Origin of the sequence: Mycolicibacterium stellerae, from assembly GCF_003719305.1 — a bacterium.
GTDB lineage: Bacteria > Actinomycetota > Actinomycetes > Mycobacteriales > Mycobacteriaceae > Mycobacterium > Mycobacterium stellerae.
The window spans coordinates 126764-145778 of sequence record NZ_RARC01000007.1 but is presented as its reverse complement, the minus strand read 5'-3'; the positions used below and the strand labels follow the sequence as shown (position 1 = coordinate 145778).

Genomic DNA, 19015 nt, shown 5'->3' with positions numbered 1-19015 from the left:
CGCGCGAGCCGTTATCCGGCCGGCGCCTCGGCCCCTGGAACCACCTCGGCATTGGGCATCTCCGACGTGGTCGTCGTCGTCGTGGTCGTCGACGACGAGCTACTCAGGGTCGGAGTCAGCGGCTCGGGCGGACTCGCGGGATCCAGCACCTTGTCGATGATGTAGATGCGCGCGTTCTCGGCCTGAATGCCACCACAGATCACCTTGGCGGTGTCGTTGACCTTGATGTCGCCGTTCTTGCCTTCGACCTTGATTTCGGCGCCCTCCTGGGTGGGACGCTGCCCGTGCACGTCTTCGGGTCCCAGCAGGCCAAGGAATACGTGGTAGTAGTCCAGCTTGGTCAGTGCGGCCGGATCGGTCTTCAGCGCCTCGAGCTGGGCGGGCTCGAGCGCGGCGAACGCGTCGTTGGTCGGTGCGAACACCACGTACGGCCCGTTGTCCAGCACCGAGGTGATGTTGACCTGGGGATTCAGCCCGCCGGACACCGCCGAGTTGAAGGTGCTGATATCGGGGATGCTGGCCAGCGCCTTGCTGACCGGCACGTCGTTCAGCCCCTTCCAGTTGGGCACTGCCGCCTTGAACGGGTCACAGTTGCCCTGCGGGTCGGGGATCTCCACTGCAGGCTGCGGCGCCGGTTCGGGGTCGGCGTATGCGTTGATTGCCAGCGGTATCGACGCCGCGATCGCGACGATTGCCGCCGCTGCGCCCGTTGCCTTGCTGGTGCGAGTCTTCACTATCGGCTCCTCAGCTCGTCAGTCGCTAGGCATGTTAGGTGCCCCGAGCAGTCTTTGCCAAAGTCAAGATCACCGAGAAGTCATGTCGCAGGGGTGCTGACCTGCGCTTTGCGAACATTCGCACAGAGCGCCGCTGCAACGATGCAGAGGCCCGCGGCGAGGTAGAACGCGAGGTCGTAATCGCCCTGCAGATCACGCAGTTTGCCGGCCCCTGCCGCAGCGATCGCGGCGCCGAGTTGATGCGACGCGAAGACCCAGCCGAACACCACGGGTGTGCTCGCGCCGAAGTAATTGCGGCACAGCACGATCGTCGGAGGGACGGTGGCCACCCAGTCCAGGCCGTAGAAGATCACGAAGACCCAAGTGCTGGGTTCGGCATGCGGGGAAAGCAGCGACGGCAGCAACAGCAGGGACACCCCACGGCCGGTGTAGTAGATGACCAGCAGCAACCGCGGATCCACACGGTCGGTGAGCCAGCCGGAGAACACGGTGCCTGCGACGTCGAGGATGCCGACCGTGGCCAGCAGCCCCGCCGCGACGGTGGTCGGCATGCCGTGGTCGTTGGCGGCGGGTATGAAGTGCGTCCCGATCAGCCCGTTTGTGGTCATGCCGCAGATCGCGAAGCTGCCGGCCAGCAGCCAGAAGGCGGGCACCCTCGCGCCGAGGAGCAGGCCGTCGAACGCGCTGCGGAAACTTGACGCAGGCACCGCCGCGGGCTCGGCCGCTTCGGTGGCGCCGTAGGCGGTCAAGCCCTTGTCCTGCGGGTAGTTACGCATGAACACCAGGACCAATGGCACCACGGCAAGCGCGGCCGCGGCGACGATGAGAGACGCCCAGCGCCACCCGTGGTGTTCGGTGACCTGCGCAACGACCGGCAGGAAGATCAGCTGGCCCGTCGCACTCGCCGCGGTGAGCACGCCGGTGACCAGCCCGCGTCGTGCATCGAACCATCGGGTCGCTACCGTCGCGACGAAGCCCATCGAGATCGACCCGGTGCCGACACCGACCAGCACCCCCCACAACAGCACCAGCTGCCAGCTGGCCGTCATGAACACGCTCAGCGCCGATCCGGCCGCGACGAGCGTCAGCGCCGCCGAGAGGACGGGACGCACGCCGAACCGGTCCATCAGGGCGGCGGCGAAGGGCGCCGTCAGGCCGAACAGCGTCATGTTGACCGACATCGCCAGTCCGACCGTGCCGTGCGACCAGCCGAACTCGTGGTGCAGCGGCGTCATCATCACCCCGGGGACCGAGCGGAACCCCGCGGCCCCGAGGATCGCGATGAAGCTGACGGCGGCCACCACCCAGGCCCAGTGGATCCGGCCGACGGGCGTGCGTTTGTCTGCGGCGGCGAGCGTCACCAGAACACTGTGTCCGATGGGCCCGGCCTGCACATAGTGGCAAGAACGACAACAGTCATCAAAAACGTGCCAATATTGACCGCGTGCATCGTGTCGTCGTCCTGCTGCTGCCGCCCGTGGTCGGCTTCGACGCGGCGATCGCGCCGACCCTGTTCTCCAGCGCCACCGACGCCGACGGCAATGCGCTCTACGAGGTGGTCACCTGCGGACTGACCGGCGATCGGGTGGCAGCCACATCGGGATTCGACATCGTGCCGAGCGCAGGCGCCGCCGCGCTCGCCACCGCCGACACCGTGGTGATCCCCGGAACTCGATATCCGCCCGCCCGCATCGACGGCGTACTCCCGAGCGAGGTTTCCGCCGCGCTGGCACTGATTCGTGCCGGCACCCGGCTCGTGTCGATCTGCACCGGCGCCTTCATTCTCGCCGCGGCCGGCTTACTCGACGGGCGGCCTGCCACCACCCACTGGAAGTTCGCCGATGCGATGCGCCGCATGCATCCCGAGGTGCTCGTCGATGAGAACGTGTTGTTCGTCGATGACGGAGACGTCCTGACGTCCGCGGGACTAGCGGCGGGAATCGACCTGTGCCTGCACATCATTCGGCGTGACCACGGCGCACAAGTGGCCAATGCCGTCGCAAGATACTGCGTGGTGCCGCCGTGGCGGGAAGGCGGTCAGGCGCAGTTCATCGATCGCCACGTGCCGACGCCGGATCATTACTCGACCGCGTCGACACGCGAATGGGCACTGGGTCACCTCGACGGCGAGCTGACGGTGAAACGGCTGGCGCGGCACGCGAAGATGAGCGCGCGCACATTCAACCGCCGTTTCCGCGAAGAGACCGGCGAGTCGCCGGGTGCCTGGATTCGGAGCAGACGCGTCGACCGCGCCCGCGAATTGCTGGAGTCCCGTGACCTGCCGATCGACGAGGTCGCCAGGCTGTCGGGTCTTGGCACCGGCGGCAATCTGCGACATCACCTGCGTCGCGGCGTTGGCATGTCCCCGTCGAGCTATCGCAAGGTCTACCAAGGCGCCTGACCCGTCACTAGTCGCGCCGAGATCTACGTTTTGGCGGCGGTTACTCGCACTTTTTCTGCGAAACGTCGGTTTGCGCGCAAAGGGTGGGTGCGACGATGGCGCGCATGGCTGAGCCGCTGATCGTCCCCATTCGCGGACGCGCGCCGAAATTGCACGCCGAGAGCTGGGTCGCGCCGAACGCAACCCTTATCGGGCAGGTCAGCCTCGCCGCCAGGGCCAGCGTCTGGTACGGCGCGACGCTGCGGGCCGAGGCCGAACCCATCGAGATCGGGTTCGGCACCAACATCCAGGACGGCGTCACCATCCACGTCGACTCGGAGTTCCCCGTCAAGGTCGGCGCAGGCGTCAGCGTCGGCCACAACGCTGTGTTGCACGGCTGCGAAGTCGAGGACGACGCGCTCATCGGCATCGGCGCCGTCATCCTCAACGGCGCACGCATCGGCAAGGGCTCGTTGATCGCGGCCTCCGCGTTGGTGCCACAGGGCGTCGTGGTGCCGCCGCGATCGCTCGTCACCGGCGTGCCGGGTGCCGTTCGGCGCGAACTCAGCGACGCCGAGATCGCCAACAACCGTTACAACGCGGAGGTTTACCAACGGTTGATCGATCTGCACCGCGCCGCGCTCGACTGACCGTTCCGGTTCCCGTCGGCTGAGTCCGGGTAAGACCGTACGGTGAAACCAATGCGCATCCTGGTCACCGGGGCCACCGGCTATGTCGGATCCCGGCTCGTCACCGAACTGCTGTCCCAAGGCCACGACGTCGTCGCCTCGTCGCGCAACGTCGATCGGCTGGCCGATTTCGGCTGGAACGGTGACGTCACGGCTGTCGCAATGGACGCACACGATCCTGCGTCGGCGCACGCGGCGTTCGCCGAGGCGGGTCCGGTCGACGTCGTCTACTACCTGGTGCACGGCATCGGCCAGCCCGACTTTCGTGATGCTGACAACGCGGCCGCGACCAATGTCGCGGAGGCCGCGAAGGAGGCAGGCGTTGGCCGCATCGTCTATCTCGGTGGTTTCGTGCCGGAGGAAGGCGACCTGTCCGAGCACCTGACCAGCCGGGCGGAGGTCGCCGCCGCGTTGAGCATCCAGGGCGGACCCGAGGTGGTCTGGCTGGGTGCCGCGATGATCATCGGAGCGGGTTCCACGTCGTTCGAGATGCTGCGCTACGTCGGTGATCGCTTCGTCGTGATCCCCTCGACGGAGTGGATGAACAACCCGATGGACCCGATCTCCATCACCGACGTTCTCTACTACCTGGCGATCGCCGCCGATGCAGACCGGGTGCCTGCGGGCGCATACGACATCTCGGGCCCGGAAACCACCACCTATCGCGACCTGTTGGCCGCATATGGCCGCGCGACCCGCAAGTGGCGGGCTAGTGTGCCGATCCGTGGAGTGGATACCGGCTTGGCATCGATGCTGACCGCCGCCGTGTTGCCGGTGCCCGGCGGACTCGCCGCCGATCTGGTTGCGTCACTTGACCACCCGATGACGGCATCCGACGGTCTGCGCGACCTGGTCTCCGACCCGCCAGGCGGGCTCGTCGGCATCGACGACGCCATCATGCGCTCCCTGCCGAACGGCAAGCCGCAACCCGTCAACGCGCTCACCGATCAACATCATCTCGCCGACACCGACCCGGGATGGGCAGGCGGCGACACGCTGCGGCTGCGGCGGTTGGCGAGTTCGGTCACCCCGCCGATGGCCCGCCCGTTCCTCGGGCTCATCAACGCCGTACCAGGCCCCGTCGCCGCAGCGCTGCGGACCGGAATCGACACCCTGATCAACCTCACACCGAAGGCGCACTTGGGATGACAGAACCGACCACGACAGAACCTGCGCAGTCCCATCCTCCCTTCCTTCAGGAGGTGAAGGACAACATCACCAGGGTCGCCACCCCGGTCCACGAGTCTCCAATTGTCGTGAAGCGACGCCGAATTGCGGTCGCGTTCGTGGTGGTGATCGGCGGTGCGTTGCTCGGTTACTCGCTGGGGCTGCAGCCCGGCGACGCCTCCTTCTACTGGCTCACCCTTGTCCTGGCGGCAGTATGGACGGTCGGCGCGCTCGCGTCTGGCCCGCTGCATCTGGGCCATGTGCGGTTCTTCGGCCGCAATCAACGGCCCATTATCACCGGAACGGTGGTCGGCGTTGCCGTCGGCGCCGCCTTCGTGGTCGGTGCGTTGGGGGCCCGCGAAATCCCCACGCTCTCAAGCTATGTGACCAAGGTCCTGGAGTTCGCGAACTACCAGACACTGTGGCTGATGGTGTTCAGCATCCTGCTCAACGCCGTTGCCGAGGAGCTGTTCTTCCGGGGCGCGCTCTATACCGCCCTGGAAAAGCACCATCCCGCAATCATTTCCACGATCATCTACACGGTTGCGATATTGGTCGCGACCCGCAACCCGATGCTGGGGTTCGCTGCGTTGGTGCTCGGCTCGGTGTGCGCGTTCGAGCGCCGAGCCACCGGCGGAGTTCTCGCACCGATCCTCACCCACATGGTGTGGGGATTGACGATGGTGCTCGTACTTCCGCCGGTGTTCGGCGTCTAGCGCAACGGGTTCGCCAGCTCGTCGCGGCGCATCCGGGCCGCCAGCATCGCGACGGCGGCGAACACCACGGGTGCGAGCCCGGCCACCAGGAAGATCGTCTCCATCGAGACGACCTTCGACAGCGGGCCGACGATCGCGAATGACACCGGCATAAACGCAAGCGAGACAAAGAAGTCCAGGCTCGACACCCGGCCGAGCATCTCTCTCGGTACTCGCCGCTGCAACAGCGTGCCCCAGATGACCATGCCGGCGCCGTCGGTGACGCCGATGATGAACGTCGCGACGGCCATCAGCGGGAACGACGAGGTGAAGCCGACGATCACCAGCGGGACGGAGCCGAGGCTCCACATCGCCATCATCACCGACAGGTAGCGACGGGGAAGCCGTCTCGATGACACCCCGAGCGCGCCAAGCGCGCTGCCCATCCCGAAGAACGCCAGGATGAAGCCGTATGTCTTGGCGCCGTCGTGGAACCGGTCTTTGGCGATGAACGGAAGCAGTACCTCGATCGGTCCCAGCACCACCAGCACGAACATGCTCGCGAACAACAGCGTCCACAACAGCCACGGCGTGTGGAGCATGAACGCGAAGCCGTCCCGCAGATCGCGCAGCACGTGTGGCCGCTCGTGATCAGGCTCTGCAGCAAGTGTTTTCGTCGTCGGCCGGGTTGCCACCAGCAGCACCAGCCCGATGGCGAACAACACCGCCACGGTGGTGGCGCCCAGCGCGGGGAACGATGCGCCCACCACGAGCCCGGCGACCGCAGGGCCGACAGCGCGCTGGAACACCGGCCGCACTACGCCTTCGACTCCGTTTGCCGCCAGCAGCTGGTCGGCAGGCAGGATCCTCGGCAGAATCGCGCTGTACGCGGGAAAGAAGAACCCCGCCGCGGCGCCCATCGCCGCTGAGGCGACCGCGAGATGCCAGACCTCCAGCACACCGACCAGCCCCAGCACCGCGACAGCCGACGACGCGATCACGTTGACGGACTCGGTGGCAATGATGATCGTGCGCTGTTTGATTCGGTCCGCGGTGATCCCGCCGACCAGAACGAATGCGACGAAGGCCGCGCCCCAGCAGGTCGTCACGATCGACAACGACACGGGATTGTTGTCGAGCTCGATCACCTGAAGGGCCAACACCACCGCGAACATGCCGTCGGCGAAGATCGACAGCGATACCGCGGTGATCAGCAGGCGGTATTCGCGGGACTTGAATGGTGCGAGCACACGCCATCGGCCGGCGTCGACCACCGGCTTCTCAATATCGATTTGCGTGCTCACACCGTCGATGGTCGCTGACCGGGTAGGACGGCGTCCACCGAATTTCCTGTGCGCCGAGATCGACGATATGGCGCCACGCACTCGCACAAATGCGCCCAAACGTTGGTTTGGGCGTAGTTCGTTGTCGCTACGAGTCGGTGAAGTTGGCCGCGCGACGTTCCTGGAAGGCCTTGATGCCCTCGCGGTAGTCCGTGCCCCGCAGCAGCGCGGCCTGGCCGGAGTGTTCGCGCTCCAGCGCGCCCTCGAGCTCGGTCAGCGTCGCGGCGTTGATGGCGTCCTTCGTCTTCGCCAGCGCGACGACCGGCCCGCGCACCAGGGTCGCAATCACCTTGTCCACCTCCGCGTCGAGTTCGTCGGCCGGATACACCGCGGTCACCAGGCCCGCCTGCAACGCCTCGGCGGCGTGGATCTTGTCTGCCAGCAGCGCCATCCGCATCGCGCGGATCCGGCCGACGGCCGCTGCGACCAGAGCCGAAGCGCCGCCGTCGGGCATCAGGCCGATCTTGGTGAAGGCGAGCATGAAATAGCCCTTGTCCGAGGCGATTACGACGTCGCATGCCAGCGTCAGCGACGCGCCGACACCCGCCGCGGGGCCTTGCACGACACAGACGACAGGGCGGGGCAGTGCCACGACGGCGCGGATCGCCCGGTTGGCCGCGTCCAGCACGGTCAACCCGCCTGCCTTCTTGGCCTGGTCCTCTGCGCCGATCCCCGCACCCGAGCTGAACCCGCGACCCGCGCCGGTCAGCCGCACAACTTTGACCTGCGGGTCGGTGGCCGCCGTGTCCAACGCGTCGGCAATGCCGTTCAGCATCGTCGCGGTCAGCGAGTTGAGGCTGTCCGGCCGGTTCAGCGTCAGCGACAGCACTCCGTCGCCGAGACTGACTTCAAGGCCGTCGACGCTCACATACGCTCCGGTGCTCGAGTCGAGGGAAGTCATTGCTGAACCTTAGATCGAGGAGCCGTAGCCCACACAGGCCAGCGGCGGGTCCACTTGGTTATACAAGTAAGCTATGTCGCGGTCAACTACGGGAGGTGGGTTCTCAATGGCGGGACCACTGCAGGGATTGCGAATCGTCGAACTGGCCGGCATCGGCCCCGGACCGCATGCGGCGATGATCCTCGCCGATCTCGGCGCCGACGTCGTGCGCGTCGAGCGCCCCGGCGGGACCGGAGGCGTGCCGAAGGGCAGCCACGAGGCCATGAACCGCAACAGGCGCGCGGTCGCGGCCAACCTGAAGTCCGACGAAGGCCGCGAGCAGGTGCTCGCGTTGATCGCCAAGGCCGACGTGCTGATCGAGGGCTACCGGCCCGGCGTCACCGAGCGACTGGGCCTGGGACCCGAGGACTGCGCGAAGGTCAACGAGCGGTTGGTGTACGCGCGGATGACCGGCTGGGGTCAGACCGGTCCGCGCAGCCAGCAGGCCGGCCACGACATCAACTACATATCGCTCAACGGCCTGCTGCACTCCATCGGTCACAAGGGCGGACGCCCGGTGCCGCCGCTGAACCTGACGGGCGACTTCGGCGGCGGCTCGATGTTCCTGATCGTCGGCATCCTCGCGGCTCTGTGGGAGCGGCAGACCTCCGGCAAGGGCCAGGTGGTGGACGCCGCGATGGTCGACGGCTCCAACATCTTGATGACGATGATGTGGGGGATGCGCGCGGGCGGAATGTGGTCCGACGAGCGTGGGGCCAACATGCTCGACAGCGGGGCGCCCTACTACGACACCTACGAATGCGCCGACGGCCGCTACATGTCGATCGGGTCGATCGAGCCCCAGTTCTACGCGGAGCTGCTCAAGGGTCTCGGCCTCGACGGCGAGGATCTGCCCGGCCAGCAGGACGTCAGCCGGTGGCCCGAACTGCGCGCCCGCTTCACCGAGGTGTTCGCCTCCAAAGATCGCGACCACTGGGCCAAGGTGTTCGCCGACAGCGACGCATGCGCCACGCCCGTGCTGTCCTTCGCAGAGGTACAGAACGAGCCGCACAACACCGAACGCGATACGTTCTATCTCGACGGCGACGTGTTGCTGCCGTCTCCGGCGCCGCGGTTCTCCCGCAGCGCGCCGTCCACCCCGAAGCCGCTCGGCGAGCCGGGTACCGACATCGAATCCGTTCTGCGCGACTGGAAATAGAAGCAACTTTTTCCGCGCGAGCAGACGCAAAAGTGCCGCGACACGCCGTGGAGAGGGGACTTTTGCGTCTGCTCGCCAGAAGAAATCGATAGGAAGGAACGCACTAAGTGGAGATCAAGGACGCCGTAGCCGTTGTCACCGGCGGAGCCTCCGGGCTCGGCCTGGCGACCACCAAGCGACTGCTGGACAGGGGCGCATCGGTGGTCGTCATCGACCTGAGGGGTGGCGACGCAGTGGCCGAACTCGGCGATCGCGCCCAGTTCGTCGAAACCAACGTCACCGATCCCGACGCCGTCGCCAACGCGCTCGACGCCGCCGAGAAGATGGGCCCGCTGCGCATCAACGTCAACTGCGCGGGCATCGGCAATGCGGCCAAGACGCTGGGCAAGGACGGCCCGTTCCCGCTCGACGCGTTCAAGAAGGTCATCGAGGTCAACCTGATCGGCACCTTCAACGTGCTGCGGCTGGCCGCCGAGCGCATCGCCAAGACCGAACCGATCAACGGTGAGCGCGGCGTCATCGTCAACACCGCCTCCGTCGCCGCATTCGAGGGTCAGATCGGCCAGGCCGCATATTCGGCCTCCAAGGGCGGCGTCGTCGGCATGACGTTGCCGATCGCCCGCGACCTGTCCCGCGATCTGATCCGGGTGGTCACCATCGCGCCGGGTCTGTTCAAGACGCCGCTGCTTGGCTCGCTCCCGGAGGAGGCGCAGGCCTCGCTGGGTAAGCAGGTGCCCCATCCGGCCCGCCTCGGTGACCCCGACGAGTACGGCGCGCTGGCCGTGCACATCGTGGAGAACCCGATGCTCAACGGTGAGGTGATTCGCCTCGACGGCGCGATCAGGATGGCTCCGCGATGAGCGGTTGCGCGAAGAGGAGAGAGCACCGATGACGATCAGGACGAAGTTCACCGAGACGTTCGGGGTCGAGCACCCGGTCGTACAGGGCGGTATGCAGTGGGTCGGCCGCGCCGAACTGGTTGCGGCCGTGGCGAATGCGGGTGCGTTGGGTTTCATCACTGCGCTGACGCAGCCGACGCCTGCGGATCTGGCCGCCGAGATCGCCAGGTGTCGCGATCTGACCGACAAGCCGTTCGGTGTGAACTTGACGATCCTGCCGACGATCAACCCGCCGCCGTATGACGAGTACCGGCGGGTGATCGTCGAGGCGGGCATCAAGATCGTGGAGACCGCCGGGTCCAACCCGGCGCCGCACCTGCCGATGTTCCATGAGAACGGCATCAAGGTGCTGCACAAGTGCACGTCGGTGCGGCATGCGGTGAAAGCGCAGAGCCTGGGTGTGGACGGCATCAGCATCGACGGTTTCGAGTGTGCGGGCCACCCCGGCGAAGACGACATCCCCGGTCTTGTGCTGATCCCCGCGGCGGCGGCCAAGATCGACATCCCGATGATCGCCTCGGGCGGGTTCGCCGACGGCCGTGGTTTGGTGGCCGCGCTTGCGCTGGGCGCCGACGGCATCAACATGGGGTCGCGGTTCATGTGCACGGTGGAGTCGGCGATTCATCAGAAAGTCAAGGAAGCGATCGTGGCGGGCACCGAGCTCGACACCGAGATGATCTTCCGGCCGCTGCGCAACACTGCGCGCGTCGCAAGCAATGCGGTGTCGCGTGAGGTGGTTGCGATTCTCAACAACGGTGGCCAGTTCGAGGACGTCAAGGACCTGGTTGCGGGCTCGCGTGGGGTCAAGGTCTACGAGATCGGCGATCTGGACGCCGGTATCTGGTCGGTGGGCACATCGATGGGATTGATCAATGACATCCCGACATGCGACGAGTTGGTGTCACGCATCGTTGGCGACGCCGAGGAACTTATCACCGAGCGGTTGGCCGACATGGTCGAGTCGCCGGCGAAGGAAAACGTCGCATAAGCGATCGCGCGAGATTTTGGGATCAGCGAAGGATCAACGAAGGCCCCGTACGGGGCAAACTGTCTGACGGGGTCAACGCGCTCAGTGCGAGCGCGTTGCCTCAGACTGCGTAGGGCAGCTGCTGATCGCCGTCAAGCTGTTCGGAGGTGTCGCCCTCAACCAGGACATCGCCGTGGTAGAGCGCCTCGAAATCAACCTTGATGACATCAGCACTGGTGTCGTCGATCCACATAACACTGAGCGTATGGGTCACCATTAAGAGTTCTTTGAGTCACGATTCGCAATATCGTGGCAATTCTTACCGCCGGGTAGGGTGCCAAGTTACTCGCGAGTAGCTGACCTGGGATTATGCCGGCGAGCTGAAGTGGATGGGATTTGTGCCATTCAGCACGACCCACGTGAGGATCGCCACCGCGAACGCCAAGACGAGCAGTCCGACCCGGATCCGGGGCGACCACCGCAACCTGTTGAACACGCGGGCGTCAACCGAATAAGCGCCTGCGCCGGTGAACAGCAGCGTGGCCGCGCCGATGAACACCAGGAACGGCACATTGAACGGCTCCGACCAGAAGGCGCCCTGCGACACGTTGACGGCCCAGGCGCAGATCATCGCGCCGACGACGGCGCACGCGGCCAGGGGCGTGAGGACACCGAGGATGAGCCCGATCCCGCCCAGCGTCTCCGCGACGGTCACCATCAGGGCACCGATCGTCGGCAGACTCCAGCCGCCCGCCTCCATGAATCCCGCGGTCGCGCCGAAGTCGAGCGCCTTGATGAGGCCGGCCTGGATCATCGCGGCGCCGACACCGACGCGAAGGATAAGCAGGCCGACATCGGCCGGTGAGGTCGTCGTTTCGGTCGTTTCGGTGGTTTCGGTGGTCGCCATGCCGCCGAGCCTAGGGCCCTGTGAGGTTCCTGTGAATGCGTTCGTCATGCACTACCGACCGTCCAGGGGCCGGAAAGTCATCGCGCCGTAAGAACTCGGAACGATTCCACGGCATGGGTCGGGGCTACCACACCAAGGTCGCCTTGACGGAGCTAACTTACCGTTGATAACTTACTGATGATAGCCACTGCTGGACTGGTTGGAGAGGGCGCAAAAGTGCTGCAACAGATCGCACGGATGGCCATCAGGGCTCCCAAGCGGATCATCGTCATCGCGCTGCTGGTGATGGTGGCGACGGGCATCTTCGGCATACCGGTCACCAATAGCCTGTCCGCGGGCGGATTCCAGGACCCGACGTCGGAGTCCGCCAAGGCCGCGCAGTTGCTCGTCAACAAATTCGGCCAGGGCGACATGGATCTGGTCATCAGCGTGACATCCGAAGGCGGCGCGCGCAGTCCCGAGGCGCGGGCGGTCGGCACCGACATCGCCTCCCAGCTGCAGGCGTCGCCGCACGTGGTCGACGTGACCTCGGCGTGGACCGCACCCGCGCCGGCCGCGCCCGCGCTGGTCAGCAAGGACGGCAAGACCGGGCTGATCGTCGCAGGCGTCACCGGCGGGGAGACCAACGCGCAGAAATACACCAAGGAGCTCAGCGAGCGCCTGGTGCATGACCGCGACGGCGTCACCGTCCGCGCCGGCGGCGAGGCGATGATCTACGTGCAGATCAACGGCCAGACCGAAAAGGACCTGCTGCTGATGGAATCCATTGCGATTCCGCTCAGTTTTCTTGTGCTGGTATGGGTTTTCGGCGGCCTGCTCACCGCGGCGTTGCCACTGGCCGTCGGCACATTCGCGATCCTCGGGTCGATGGCGGTGCTGCGTGCGATCACCTACGTCACCGAAGTGTCGATATTCGCACTCAATCTGAGCGTCGCCATGGGGCTTGCCCTCGCGATCGACTACACGCTGTTGATCGTCAGCCGGTATCGCGACGAACTCGCCGCCGGATCGCAGCGTGACCAGGCGTTGATACGAACCATGGCCACCGCCGGGCGGACCGTGCTGTTCTCGGCGCTGACGGTTGCGCTGTCGATGATCGCGATGGTGCTGTTCCCGATGTACTTCCTCAAATCGTTTGCGTACGCCGGAATCGCGGTGGTGACGTTCGCCGCCGTCGCCGCGGTTGTGGTGGCCCCCGCCGCGATCGTGCTCCTCGGTGACCGGCTCGACGCGCTCGATATGCGTCGTCTGCTCCGCCGCATACTCGGGCGACCTGAACCGACGCCGAAGCCGGTCGAGAAGAACTTCTGGTATCGCTCCACCAAATTCGTTATGCGCCGGTCGATTCCGATCGGCCTCGCGATAGTCGTGTTACTGCTTCTGCTCGGCGCGCCGTTCCTCGGTGCCAAGTGGGGCTTCCCCGACGACCGCGTGCTGCCCGAGTCGTTGTCGGCTCGCGAGGTCGGCGACCAGATGCGCAACGACTTCGCCGTCGACTCGGCGCGCAACACCACCGTCGTCATCCCCGACGCCAGCGGGATCACGCCCCAGGACCTCGGTCGCTACGCCGCCGACCTATCCCTGGTCCCCGACGTGTCGTCGGTATCGTCTCCGACCGGGGCCTTCGTCGAGGGTCGGCGGGCCGGGCCGCCCTCGGCGGCAACGGGTCTAAAGGACGGCAGTGCGTTCCTCACCGTGGTCGGCGATGCCCCGCTGTTCTCCGACGCCTCCGAGGCTCAGCTCGACCGGCTGCACGCGGTGAGCACGCCCGGCGGAAAGTCGGTGGAACTGACCGGCGTCGCGCAGATCAACCAGGACAGCTCGAGTGGCATCACCGAGCGGCTCCCGCTCGTGCTCGCGGCAATCGCCGCCATCACGTTCGTGCTGCTGTTCCTGCTGACGGGCAGCGTGCTCCTGCCACTGAAAGCGTTGGTGCTCAACGTGTTGTCGTTGACGGCAGCGTTCGGTGCGCTGGTATGGATATTCCAGGCGGGCCACCTCGGCGCCCTTGGCACCACGCCGACCGGCACGCTGGTAGCCAACATGCCGGTGCTGTTGTTCTGCATCGCATTCGGACTGTCCATGGACTACGAGGTGTTCCTCGTCAGCCGGATCAGGGAGTACTGGCTTTCGCTGCCCGGCAAGACCCGCGCCGACAACGACGAGGCGGTGGCGCTCGGTCTGGCGCGCACCGGCCGCGTCGTCACGGCGGCGGCGGTGGTGATGTCGATCTCGTTCGCTGCCCTGATGGCCGCCCAGGTGTCGTTCATGCGGATGTTCGGGGTCGGGCTGACGCTGGCGATCCTGGTCGACGCGACGCTCGTGCGGATGTTGCTGGTGCCTGCCTTCATGCACCTGCTGGGAGGCTGGAACTGGTGGGCGCCCAAACCGCTGGCGAAACTGCACGAACGCATCGGCATCAGTGAGTCAACCGACGATCTCATTCCGCAGGCGGAGAAACGCGAGCGGGCGGCGGTCACGGTGACGGACACTGGGTGACGATGTCCCTGCAGCCCCTGAAGCGACGGCGCGCCCCCCGCGGCTCCGGTGAGCAGTTGCGAGACGAAATCCTCGACGCCACCACCGAGTTGCTGCTGGAGACCGGGCACGCCAAGGCGGTGCCGATCCGGTCGGTGGCGCAGCGGGTCGGGGTGACACCGCCCTCGATCTACCTGCACTTCGCCGACAAGGACGCGCTGCTGGACGCGGTGTGCGCACGATATTTCGAGAAGCTCGACGAGGAGATGCAGCGGGTATCCGCAGATCAGCCGTCGACGGTCGAGGTGCTGCGCGCCCAGGGCCTGGCCTATGTCCGATTCGCCATGCAGACGCCCGAGCTGTACCGCATCGCCACGATGGGCGAGGGTAGGCCAGGCAGCGACATCGACATGACGCTGAACAGCTCGGCGTTTCAGCACCTGCGTCACTCGGTGGAGTTGTTGATCGAGGAGGGTATCTTTCGGGCCGGCGATCCGACGATGGCCGCCCTGCAGCTGCTGACCGCCGCGCATGGCGTTGCGTCACTGCTGATCTCGAAGCCGTATCTGCCGTGGGGCGATGTCGAGGAATTCGCCGACCAGACGTTGTCGGCGGCGTGCCTGGGTCATGTCGTGCTCGGCCTCGTCGAAGATGACGACGCGACACCTCAGCAGACCGTCGACTGGCTGCTGAATCGCCAACAGCCGGAAAGGAAGTCGTGACCGAATCCAGTGACACCACCGACAATCCATTCTTCGCGCGACTGTGGACGTTTCTGTCCAGCCACGAGACCGAGGAGATTCAGCGCCTGCGGACGGAGAACTTGGCCGGCCTGTCCGGTCGGGTGTTGGAAGTGGGTGCCGGCACGGGGACGAACTTCGCCTACTACCCGGCGACGGTGACCGAGGTGGTGGCGGTCGAGCCCGAGCGACGGCTGGAGCCACATGCGCGGGCGGCGGCGGAGAAGGCGCCTGTCCCGGTCACCGTGAGCGCAGGCACCGTCGAGAAATACCTTGGCGGTACCGACGGGGAGCCGTTCGACGCGGTCGTGTGCTCGTTGGTGCTCTGCTCGATAGAAGATCCGGATACCGTTCTGCGGCAGCTGTTTTCGCTTCTGCGCCCGGGCGGGGAGCTGCGCTTCCTCGAGCACGTCGGAAGCGGCGGCTTCCGTGGGCGGCTGCAGAAGGTTGCCGACGCCACCGTGTGGCCCCGCATGATGGGCAACTGCCACACCCATCGCGACACGAAGGCGTCGATCGTCGGCGCCGGCTTCGAGGTGGACCGCAGCCGGAACGAGCCCGCCCTGCCCGCGTGGTTTCCCACGCCGGTGGCGGAGTACACCATCGGTCGCGCAACCAAGCCCGTCGCCTCGTGATTTCGGCGCGCTGGCGTGCGCTCAGCGTCGATTGCCGCGCCGAATCGCAATTACCCGAGAAGCGACGGCAGGCGTTGCAGCAGGGTGGGCAACGCACCCGCGGCGGACTCCCGCACCGTGACCGTCGCGGCATCCGATAGCGGTGTGCGCTCGGGATTGACCTCTATCACCGGGATGCCGTTGGCCAGCGCCAGCTCAGGCAGCCCGGCGGCGGGGTAGACGATCGACGACGTGCCCACCACGATGACGACGTCGGCGTTGTTGACCGCGTCGACGGACTTCTGCCACGCGGTGTCGGGCAGCGGCTCCCCGAACCACACCACGTTGGGCCTGATCAGGCCGCCGCACTGACACTCGGGCGGCGGCATCGTCTCGACCGGCTCCGGCATATCGGGCAGCCGGCCGACGTACTCCCGTTGGCAACGGTCGCAACGAAACTCGAAGAGGCTGCCGTGCAGGTGGTAGACCCGCTCGCTGCCGGCACGTTCGTGCAGGTTATCGACATTCTGGGTGACGACATGCACCTCCGCGTGGTCCTGCCACGCCGCGACGGCGCGGTGCCCGCTGTTGGGTTCGACGCCCTGCATGAGGTTGTGCCGCCAGAGATACCAGGCCCAGACCTTCTCCGGATGCCTGCTCCAGCCCTGGGCGCTGGAAATCTCGTACGGGTCGACCTTCGCCCACAGCCCCGTCTCGACGTCCCGAAACGTTGGAACCCCGCTCTCGGCGGAGATACCCGCTCCGCTGAGGACCGTCAATTGCACCTGACCAAAGTAACGCCTATGGGCAATACTGAGCACGTGACCGATTTGGGGGAATGGGTTCAGGCTGATCCGCGCGGTGCTAAACCGCTGTTCGACCAGCTCAGGAGTCAGATCATCGAGGGGATTCGAAATGGCAGGCTGACACCGGGAACACGACTGCCGACAGTGCGCGAACTCGCGTCGGAGCTGAGCATGGCAGTCAACACCGTCGCCCGCGCCTATCGCGAGCTGGAGTCGGCCGGAATTCTCGAAACACGTGGACGCTTCGGCACTTTCGTCGCTCGTACAGATCCGGCCGACGCCGCGATGGCGACCGCCGCGCACACCTACGCGACAGCGGCGAAGGCTCTGGGCATCGCGAAGGGCGAGGCGCTGAAGTACGTCGAGGCCGCGTTCGGCTAACCGAACTCGAGCAGGGTGACGACCGGCCGGAGGGGGTCGAGAAGCGGGACTCGCTGCAGAGTCCACATCAACCCGTTGATCAGTTTGCCGCGGCCCGGCACCATCGGTAGATCATGCACGGCGCGGATGCCGGGCACTGTGTTCACCAGGTTTGCGATATCCGAGGGGGACAGCACGAACGGCATCGGCGGCACCCGGTAGCGCAGCGACACCCGTGAGCCGCCGCGAATCCACCAGGCGAAGAACACCGGCGGAAGGTCGAACATCATCTGGCCGCCGGGGAATCGCTTGGCACATTCGGCGATCAGGCCAAGGGCCTCCTCTGGCTGCAGATACATCAGCAGGCCCTCGGTCGTGATGAAAACCCCGTCGGTGGGGTCCACCCGATCCATCCAGCTGAAGTCCAACGCGGACTGCGCAATCATCGCCACCCGATCTGAGTGCGGCAACAGCCTGTCGCGGAGCTCGATGATCGGTGGCAGATCGACAGTGAGCCAACGGAACTGGTCGCCGACACCTGCGGCGTCGAGCCGGTAGAAGCTGGTCTGCAGACCCTCGGCGAGCGCCACGACCGTCGCCGATGGATGGTCGACGAGGTAGCCCCGGGTGTACTGGTCGAAGGTCAGCGCCCGCAGCGCCATGTCCTGGCGTCGGGTGAAACCGAACTTGCCGAAGTCGAAGTCGATCGAGTCGACCAGTTTGATCGCCATCGGGTCGTCGATGACGGAGTCCGGCCTGCGCGCTTCGGTGGCCCGCACCAGCAGCGTCAGCAGCGCCGTCTCGGAGACCCCGGTCAGAGCGGAGCCGTCTGCCTTGCTCATTTGAGCAGCCTGTCGAGCGTTCGCAGGTTGCGGGTCGTCGTCGACGACTTATAGCGCTTCTTGCCCATCGTCTTGCCGATCGTGGTGTCCAGGGTGCCCTTGTTGGGCACCTGCCAGTAGATGACACCCTTACCCCGCTTGATCTTCTCGTCCGGACCGGCGTCCTTGGCGAGCGCAGCCAGTTCGTCGAGCACGTCGGCGTCGGTGACGAACGTGACATAGCTGTGGTGTCCATCGACTTCGCGCTCGAACGGGAACTTGTCGGATATCGTCCGCACGGTGTCCAGGTCGTAGGCCAGCACCCAGGCGTCGTAACCGAATTCGTCGCGCAACGCCTTCTCGGCCTTCTTACGAACTGCATCGACGCCAGATCGGCTCTCCAGCAACACGTTACCGCTGGCGAGGATCGTCTTGACGTTTGTGAAACCGGCTTGCTCCAACGCGGCGGCGACCTGGGCCATCTTCAGGTTGACCCCGCCGACGTTCACTCCGCGTAGGAAGGCGGCGAACGTGGTCATTCACCCATAGTAGGTACGCGCTGCGAATCGGGGTCGGTCCCGCCGGTGGCCGACGTAGGCTCGGGGAATGGTCCGCCAGGTGTTCGACGACAAGCTGCTCGCGGTGATCAGCAACAACTCGCTGGGCGTCCTTGCGACCATCAAACGGGACGGCAGGCCGCAACTGTCCAACGTCTCCTACCACTTCGATCCGCGAAACCTCACCGTTTCGTCATCGATCACCGAACCGCGGGCCAAGACCCGCAACCTGCGCCGGGATCCGCGGGCGTCGCTGCACGTCAGCTGCGACGACGGTTGGTCGTACGCGGTGGCCGAGGGTAACGCGATCCTCACCCCGCCTGCCGCCTCTGAGCACGACGACACCGTCGAAGCGCTGATTGCCTTGTACCGCAACATTGCCGGTGAGCACCCCGACTGGGACGACTACCGACGCGCCATGGTCGACGACCGCCGGGTCGTGCTGACCCTGCCGATCTCGCACCTGTACGGCATGCCGCCGGGCATGCGCTGAGCCGCCGGAAAGCATGCGCGTTCGGCGGCAGGAAAGTCCGCGACGGCGCCTGAGTCGCCACGCTAAGCTGCGGCTATGGCTAAAGAACCGGAAGACGACACGAAGAAGAAGTTCCGGGAGGCGCTGGAACGCAAGAACGCGAAGTCAGCCAGCGGCGCCGAGCACAGAGACGGCGGCAACAAGCAACCCAAGGCACACGGCCCGCTGGAGAGCCGTCGGGAATTCCGCCGCAAGAGCGGTTAACCGGACAGGACGCGGGGAGCAGG

At 66.0% G+C, this 19015-nt stretch carries 22 protein-coding genes; 13 read left to right on the top strand and 9 right to left on the bottom strand.

What is annotated here, in order from left to right; genetic code table 11:
* Nucleotides 1–11 precede the first annotated feature (11 nt).
* A complete protein-coding gene (locus tag D6M19_RS11895; RefSeq protein WP_123025418.1) occupies nt 12–734 on the bottom strand; it encodes a fasciclin domain-containing protein in 723 nt (240 codons plus the stop codon).
* Between the two features lie 80 nt (nt 735–814).
* Nucleotides 815–2095: an MFS transporter gene (locus D6M19_RS11890; RefSeq protein ID WP_234834817.1), complete on the bottom strand. Its 1281-nt coding sequence runs from the start codon at nt 2093–2095 to the stop codon at nt 815–817.
* Between the two features lie 83 nt (nt 2096–2178).
* Here D6M19_RS11890 and D6M19_RS11885 point away from each other — a divergent pair, with 83 nt between their 5' ends.
* The 4 genes from D6M19_RS11885 to D6M19_RS11870 all read left to right on the top strand — a co-directional run bounded on the left by D6M19_RS11885 (nt 2179) and on the right by D6M19_RS11870 (nt 5686).
* Nucleotides 2179–3135: a GlxA family transcriptional regulator gene (locus D6M19_RS11885; protein WP_123025417.1), complete on the top strand. Its 957-nt coding sequence runs from the start codon at nt 2179–2181 to the stop codon at nt 3133–3135.
* 104 nt (nt 3136–3239) lie between these two features.
* Nucleotides 3240–3764 carry a gamma carbonic anhydrase family protein gene (locus tag D6M19_RS11880; RefSeq protein ID WP_164478442.1) on the top strand — a complete coding sequence of 175 codons (525 nt, stop codon included), beginning with the start codon at nt 3240–3242 and terminating at the stop codon, nt 3762–3764.
* Nucleotides 3765–3806: 42 nt separating this feature from the next.
* Nucleotides 3807–4952: an NAD(P)H-binding protein gene (locus D6M19_RS11875; protein ID WP_123025416.1), complete on the top strand. Its 1146-nt coding sequence runs from the start codon at nt 3807–3809 to the stop codon at nt 4950–4952.
* Nucleotides 4949–5686, top strand: coding sequence for a CPBP family intramembrane glutamic endopeptidase (locus D6M19_RS11870; protein WP_123025415.1), 738 nt, complete (start codon nt 4949–4951; stop codon nt 5684–5686). The genes D6M19_RS11875 and D6M19_RS11870 overlap by 4 nt, the downstream gene beginning before the upstream one ends.
* Here D6M19_RS11870 and tet(V) read toward each other — a convergent pair.
* Both tet(V) and D6M19_RS11860 read right to left on the bottom strand, forming a co-directional pair.
* Complete coding sequence (tet(V), locus tag D6M19_RS11865) at nt 5683–6939, bottom strand: tetracycline efflux MFS transporter Tet(V) (protein WP_407665329.1); 1257 nt, start codon at nt 6937–6939, stop codon at nt 5683–5685. The genes D6M19_RS11870 and tet(V) overlap by 4 nt on opposite strands.
* A 157-nt stretch (nt 6940–7096) precedes the next feature.
* A complete protein-coding gene (locus D6M19_RS11860) occupies nt 7097–7909 on the bottom strand; it encodes an enoyl-CoA hydratase (protein WP_123025413.1) in 813 nt (270 codons plus the stop codon).
* Nucleotides 7910–8015: 106 nt separating this feature from the next.
* Here D6M19_RS11860 and D6M19_RS11855 point away from each other — a divergent pair, with 106 nt between their 5' ends.
* The 3 genes from D6M19_RS11855 (at nt 8016) to D6M19_RS11845 (ending at nt 10994) form a co-directional block, all read left to right on the top strand.
* Nucleotides 8016–9107, top strand: a complete 1092-nt coding sequence (locus tag D6M19_RS11855; RefSeq protein ID WP_123025412.1) for a CaiB/BaiF CoA transferase family protein — start codon at nt 8016–8018, stop codon at nt 9105–9107.
* 107 nt (nt 9108–9214) lie between these two features.
* Nucleotides 9215–9967 carry a 3-hydroxyacyl-CoA dehydrogenase gene (locus D6M19_RS11850; RefSeq protein ID WP_123025411.1) on the top strand — a complete coding sequence of 251 codons (753 nt, stop codon included), beginning with the start codon at nt 9215–9217 and terminating at the stop codon, nt 9965–9967.
* A gap of 28 nt (nt 9968–9995) precedes the next feature.
* Nucleotides 9996–10994 (top strand): NAD(P)H-dependent flavin oxidoreductase, encoded by a 999-nt coding sequence (locus D6M19_RS11845; protein ID WP_123025410.1) that lies wholly within the window; start codon nt 9996–9998, stop codon nt 10992–10994.
* Between the two features lie 100 nt (nt 10995–11094).
* On the opposite strand, the gene D6M19_RS35100 is transcribed toward D6M19_RS11845, so the two are convergent.
* Both D6M19_RS35100 and D6M19_RS11835 read right to left on the bottom strand, forming a co-directional pair.
* Nucleotides 11095–11226: a hypothetical protein gene (locus tag D6M19_RS35100; RefSeq protein ID WP_123025409.1), complete on the bottom strand. Its 132-nt coding sequence runs from the start codon at nt 11224–11226 to the stop codon at nt 11095–11097.
* 114 nt (nt 11227–11340) lie between these two features.
* On the bottom strand, nt 11341–11880 hold the full coding sequence (locus D6M19_RS11835; RefSeq protein WP_123025408.1) for a DoxX family protein: 540 nt from the start codon (nt 11878–11880) through the stop codon (nt 11341–11343).
* Between the two features lie 216 nt (nt 11881–12096).
* Here D6M19_RS11835 and D6M19_RS11830 point away from each other — a divergent pair, with 216 nt between their 5' ends.
* Genes D6M19_RS11830 through D6M19_RS11820 form a run of 3 tightly spaced genes read left to right on the top strand, consistent with a single transcriptional unit; the run spans nt 12097 to nt 15733 of the window.
* Nucleotides 12097–14379 (top strand): MMPL family transporter, encoded by a 2283-nt coding sequence (locus tag D6M19_RS11830; RefSeq protein ID WP_123025407.1) that lies wholly within the window; start codon nt 12097–12099, stop codon nt 14377–14379.
* A gap of 2 nt (nt 14380–14381) precedes the next feature.
* Complete coding sequence (locus tag D6M19_RS11825; RefSeq protein ID WP_123025406.1) at nt 14382–15080, top strand: TetR/AcrR family transcriptional regulator; 699 nt, start codon at nt 14382–14384, stop codon at nt 15078–15080.
* Entirely contained in the window at nt 15077–15733 is a 657-nt protein-coding gene (locus D6M19_RS11820; protein WP_123025405.1) for a class I SAM-dependent methyltransferase, read from the top strand. Before D6M19_RS11825 ends, D6M19_RS11820 begins: the two co-directional genes overlap by 4 nt.
* 50 nt (nt 15734–15783) lie before the next feature.
* Here D6M19_RS11820 and D6M19_RS11815 read toward each other — a convergent pair whose 3' ends face one another.
* A complete protein-coding gene (locus D6M19_RS11815; protein WP_123025404.1) occupies nt 15784–16497 on the bottom strand; it encodes an NAD-dependent deacylase in 714 nt (237 codons plus the stop codon).
* A gap of 36 nt (nt 16498–16533) precedes the next feature.
* Between D6M19_RS11815 and D6M19_RS11810 the strand changes: the two genes are divergently transcribed.
* Complete coding sequence (locus tag D6M19_RS11810) at nt 16534–16899, top strand: Rv1152 family transcriptional regulator (RefSeq protein WP_123025508.1); 366 nt, start codon at nt 16534–16536, stop codon at nt 16897–16899.
* On the opposite strand, the gene D6M19_RS11805 is transcribed toward D6M19_RS11810, so the two are convergent.
* Complete coding sequence (locus tag D6M19_RS11805) at nt 16896–17720, bottom strand: class I SAM-dependent methyltransferase (RefSeq protein ID WP_123025403.1); 825 nt, start codon at nt 17718–17720, stop codon at nt 16896–16898. The two genes, D6M19_RS11810 and D6M19_RS11805, sit on opposite strands and share 4 nt — an antisense overlap.
* Entirely contained in the window at nt 17717–18238 is a 522-nt protein-coding gene (locus D6M19_RS11800) for a DUF1697 domain-containing protein (protein WP_123025402.1), read from the bottom strand. The genes D6M19_RS11805 and D6M19_RS11800 overlap by 4 nt, the downstream gene beginning before the upstream one ends.
* Nucleotides 18239–18305: 67 nt before the next feature.
* On the opposite strand from D6M19_RS11800, the gene D6M19_RS11795 reads away from it, so the two are divergent.
* Together D6M19_RS11795 and D6M19_RS34215 are read left to right on the top strand one after the other, a co-directional pair.
* Nucleotides 18306–18749 (top strand): PPOX class F420-dependent oxidoreductase, encoded by a 444-nt coding sequence (locus D6M19_RS11795; protein WP_123025401.1) that lies wholly within the window; start codon nt 18306–18308, stop codon nt 18747–18749.
* Nucleotides 18750–18824: 75 nt separating this feature from the next.
* Nucleotides 18825–18992 carry a DUF5302 domain-containing protein gene (locus D6M19_RS34215; protein ID WP_164478441.1) on the top strand — a complete coding sequence of 56 codons (168 nt, stop codon included), beginning with the start codon at nt 18825–18827 and terminating at the stop codon, nt 18990–18992.
* Nucleotides 18993–19015: the final 23 nt, after the last annotated feature.

Coding starts and splice junctions, on each gene's coding strand:
- D6M19_RS11880 (WP_164478442.1), top strand. CDS start 3,240: ATGGCTGAGCCGCTGATCGTCCCCATTCGCGGACGCGCGCCGAAATTG.
- D6M19_RS11870 (WP_123025415.1), top strand. CDS start 4,949: ATGACAGAACCGACCACGACAGAACCTGCGCAGTCCCATCCTCCCTTC.
- D6M19_RS11860 (WP_123025413.1), bottom strand. CDS start 7,909: ATGACTTCCCTCGACTCGAGCACCGGAGCGTATGTGAGCGTCGACGGC.
- D6M19_RS11855 (WP_123025412.1), top strand. CDS start 8,016: ATGGCGGGACCACTGCAGGGATTGCGAATCGTCGAACTGGCCGGCATC.
- D6M19_RS11845 (WP_123025410.1), top strand. CDS start 9,996: ATGACGATCAGGACGAAGTTCACCGAGACGTTCGGGGTCGAGCACCCG.
- D6M19_RS35100 (WP_123025409.1), bottom strand. CDS start 11,226: ATGTGGATCGACGACACCAGTGCTGATGTCATCAAGGTTGATTTCGAG.
- D6M19_RS11835 (WP_123025408.1), bottom strand. CDS start 11,880: ATGGCGACCACCGAAACCACCGAAACGACCGAAACGACGACCTCACCG.
- D6M19_RS11825 (WP_123025406.1), top strand. CDS start 14,382: ATGTCCCTGCAGCCCCTGAAGCGACGGCGCGCCCCCCGCGGCTCCGGT.
- D6M19_RS11805 (WP_123025403.1), bottom strand. CDS start 17,720: ATGAGCAAGGCAGACGGCTCCGCTCTGACCGGGGTCTCCGAGACGGCG.
- D6M19_RS11800 (WP_123025402.1), bottom strand. CDS start 18,238: ATGACCACGTTCGCCGCCTTCCTACGCGGAGTGAACGTCGGCGGGGTC.
- D6M19_RS11795 (WP_123025401.1), top strand. CDS start 18,306: ATGGTCCGCCAGGTGTTCGACGACAAGCTGCTCGCGGTGATCAGCAAC.
- D6M19_RS34215 (WP_164478441.1), top strand. CDS start 18,825: ATGGCTAAAGAACCGGAAGACGACACGAAGAAGAAGTTCCGGGAGGCG.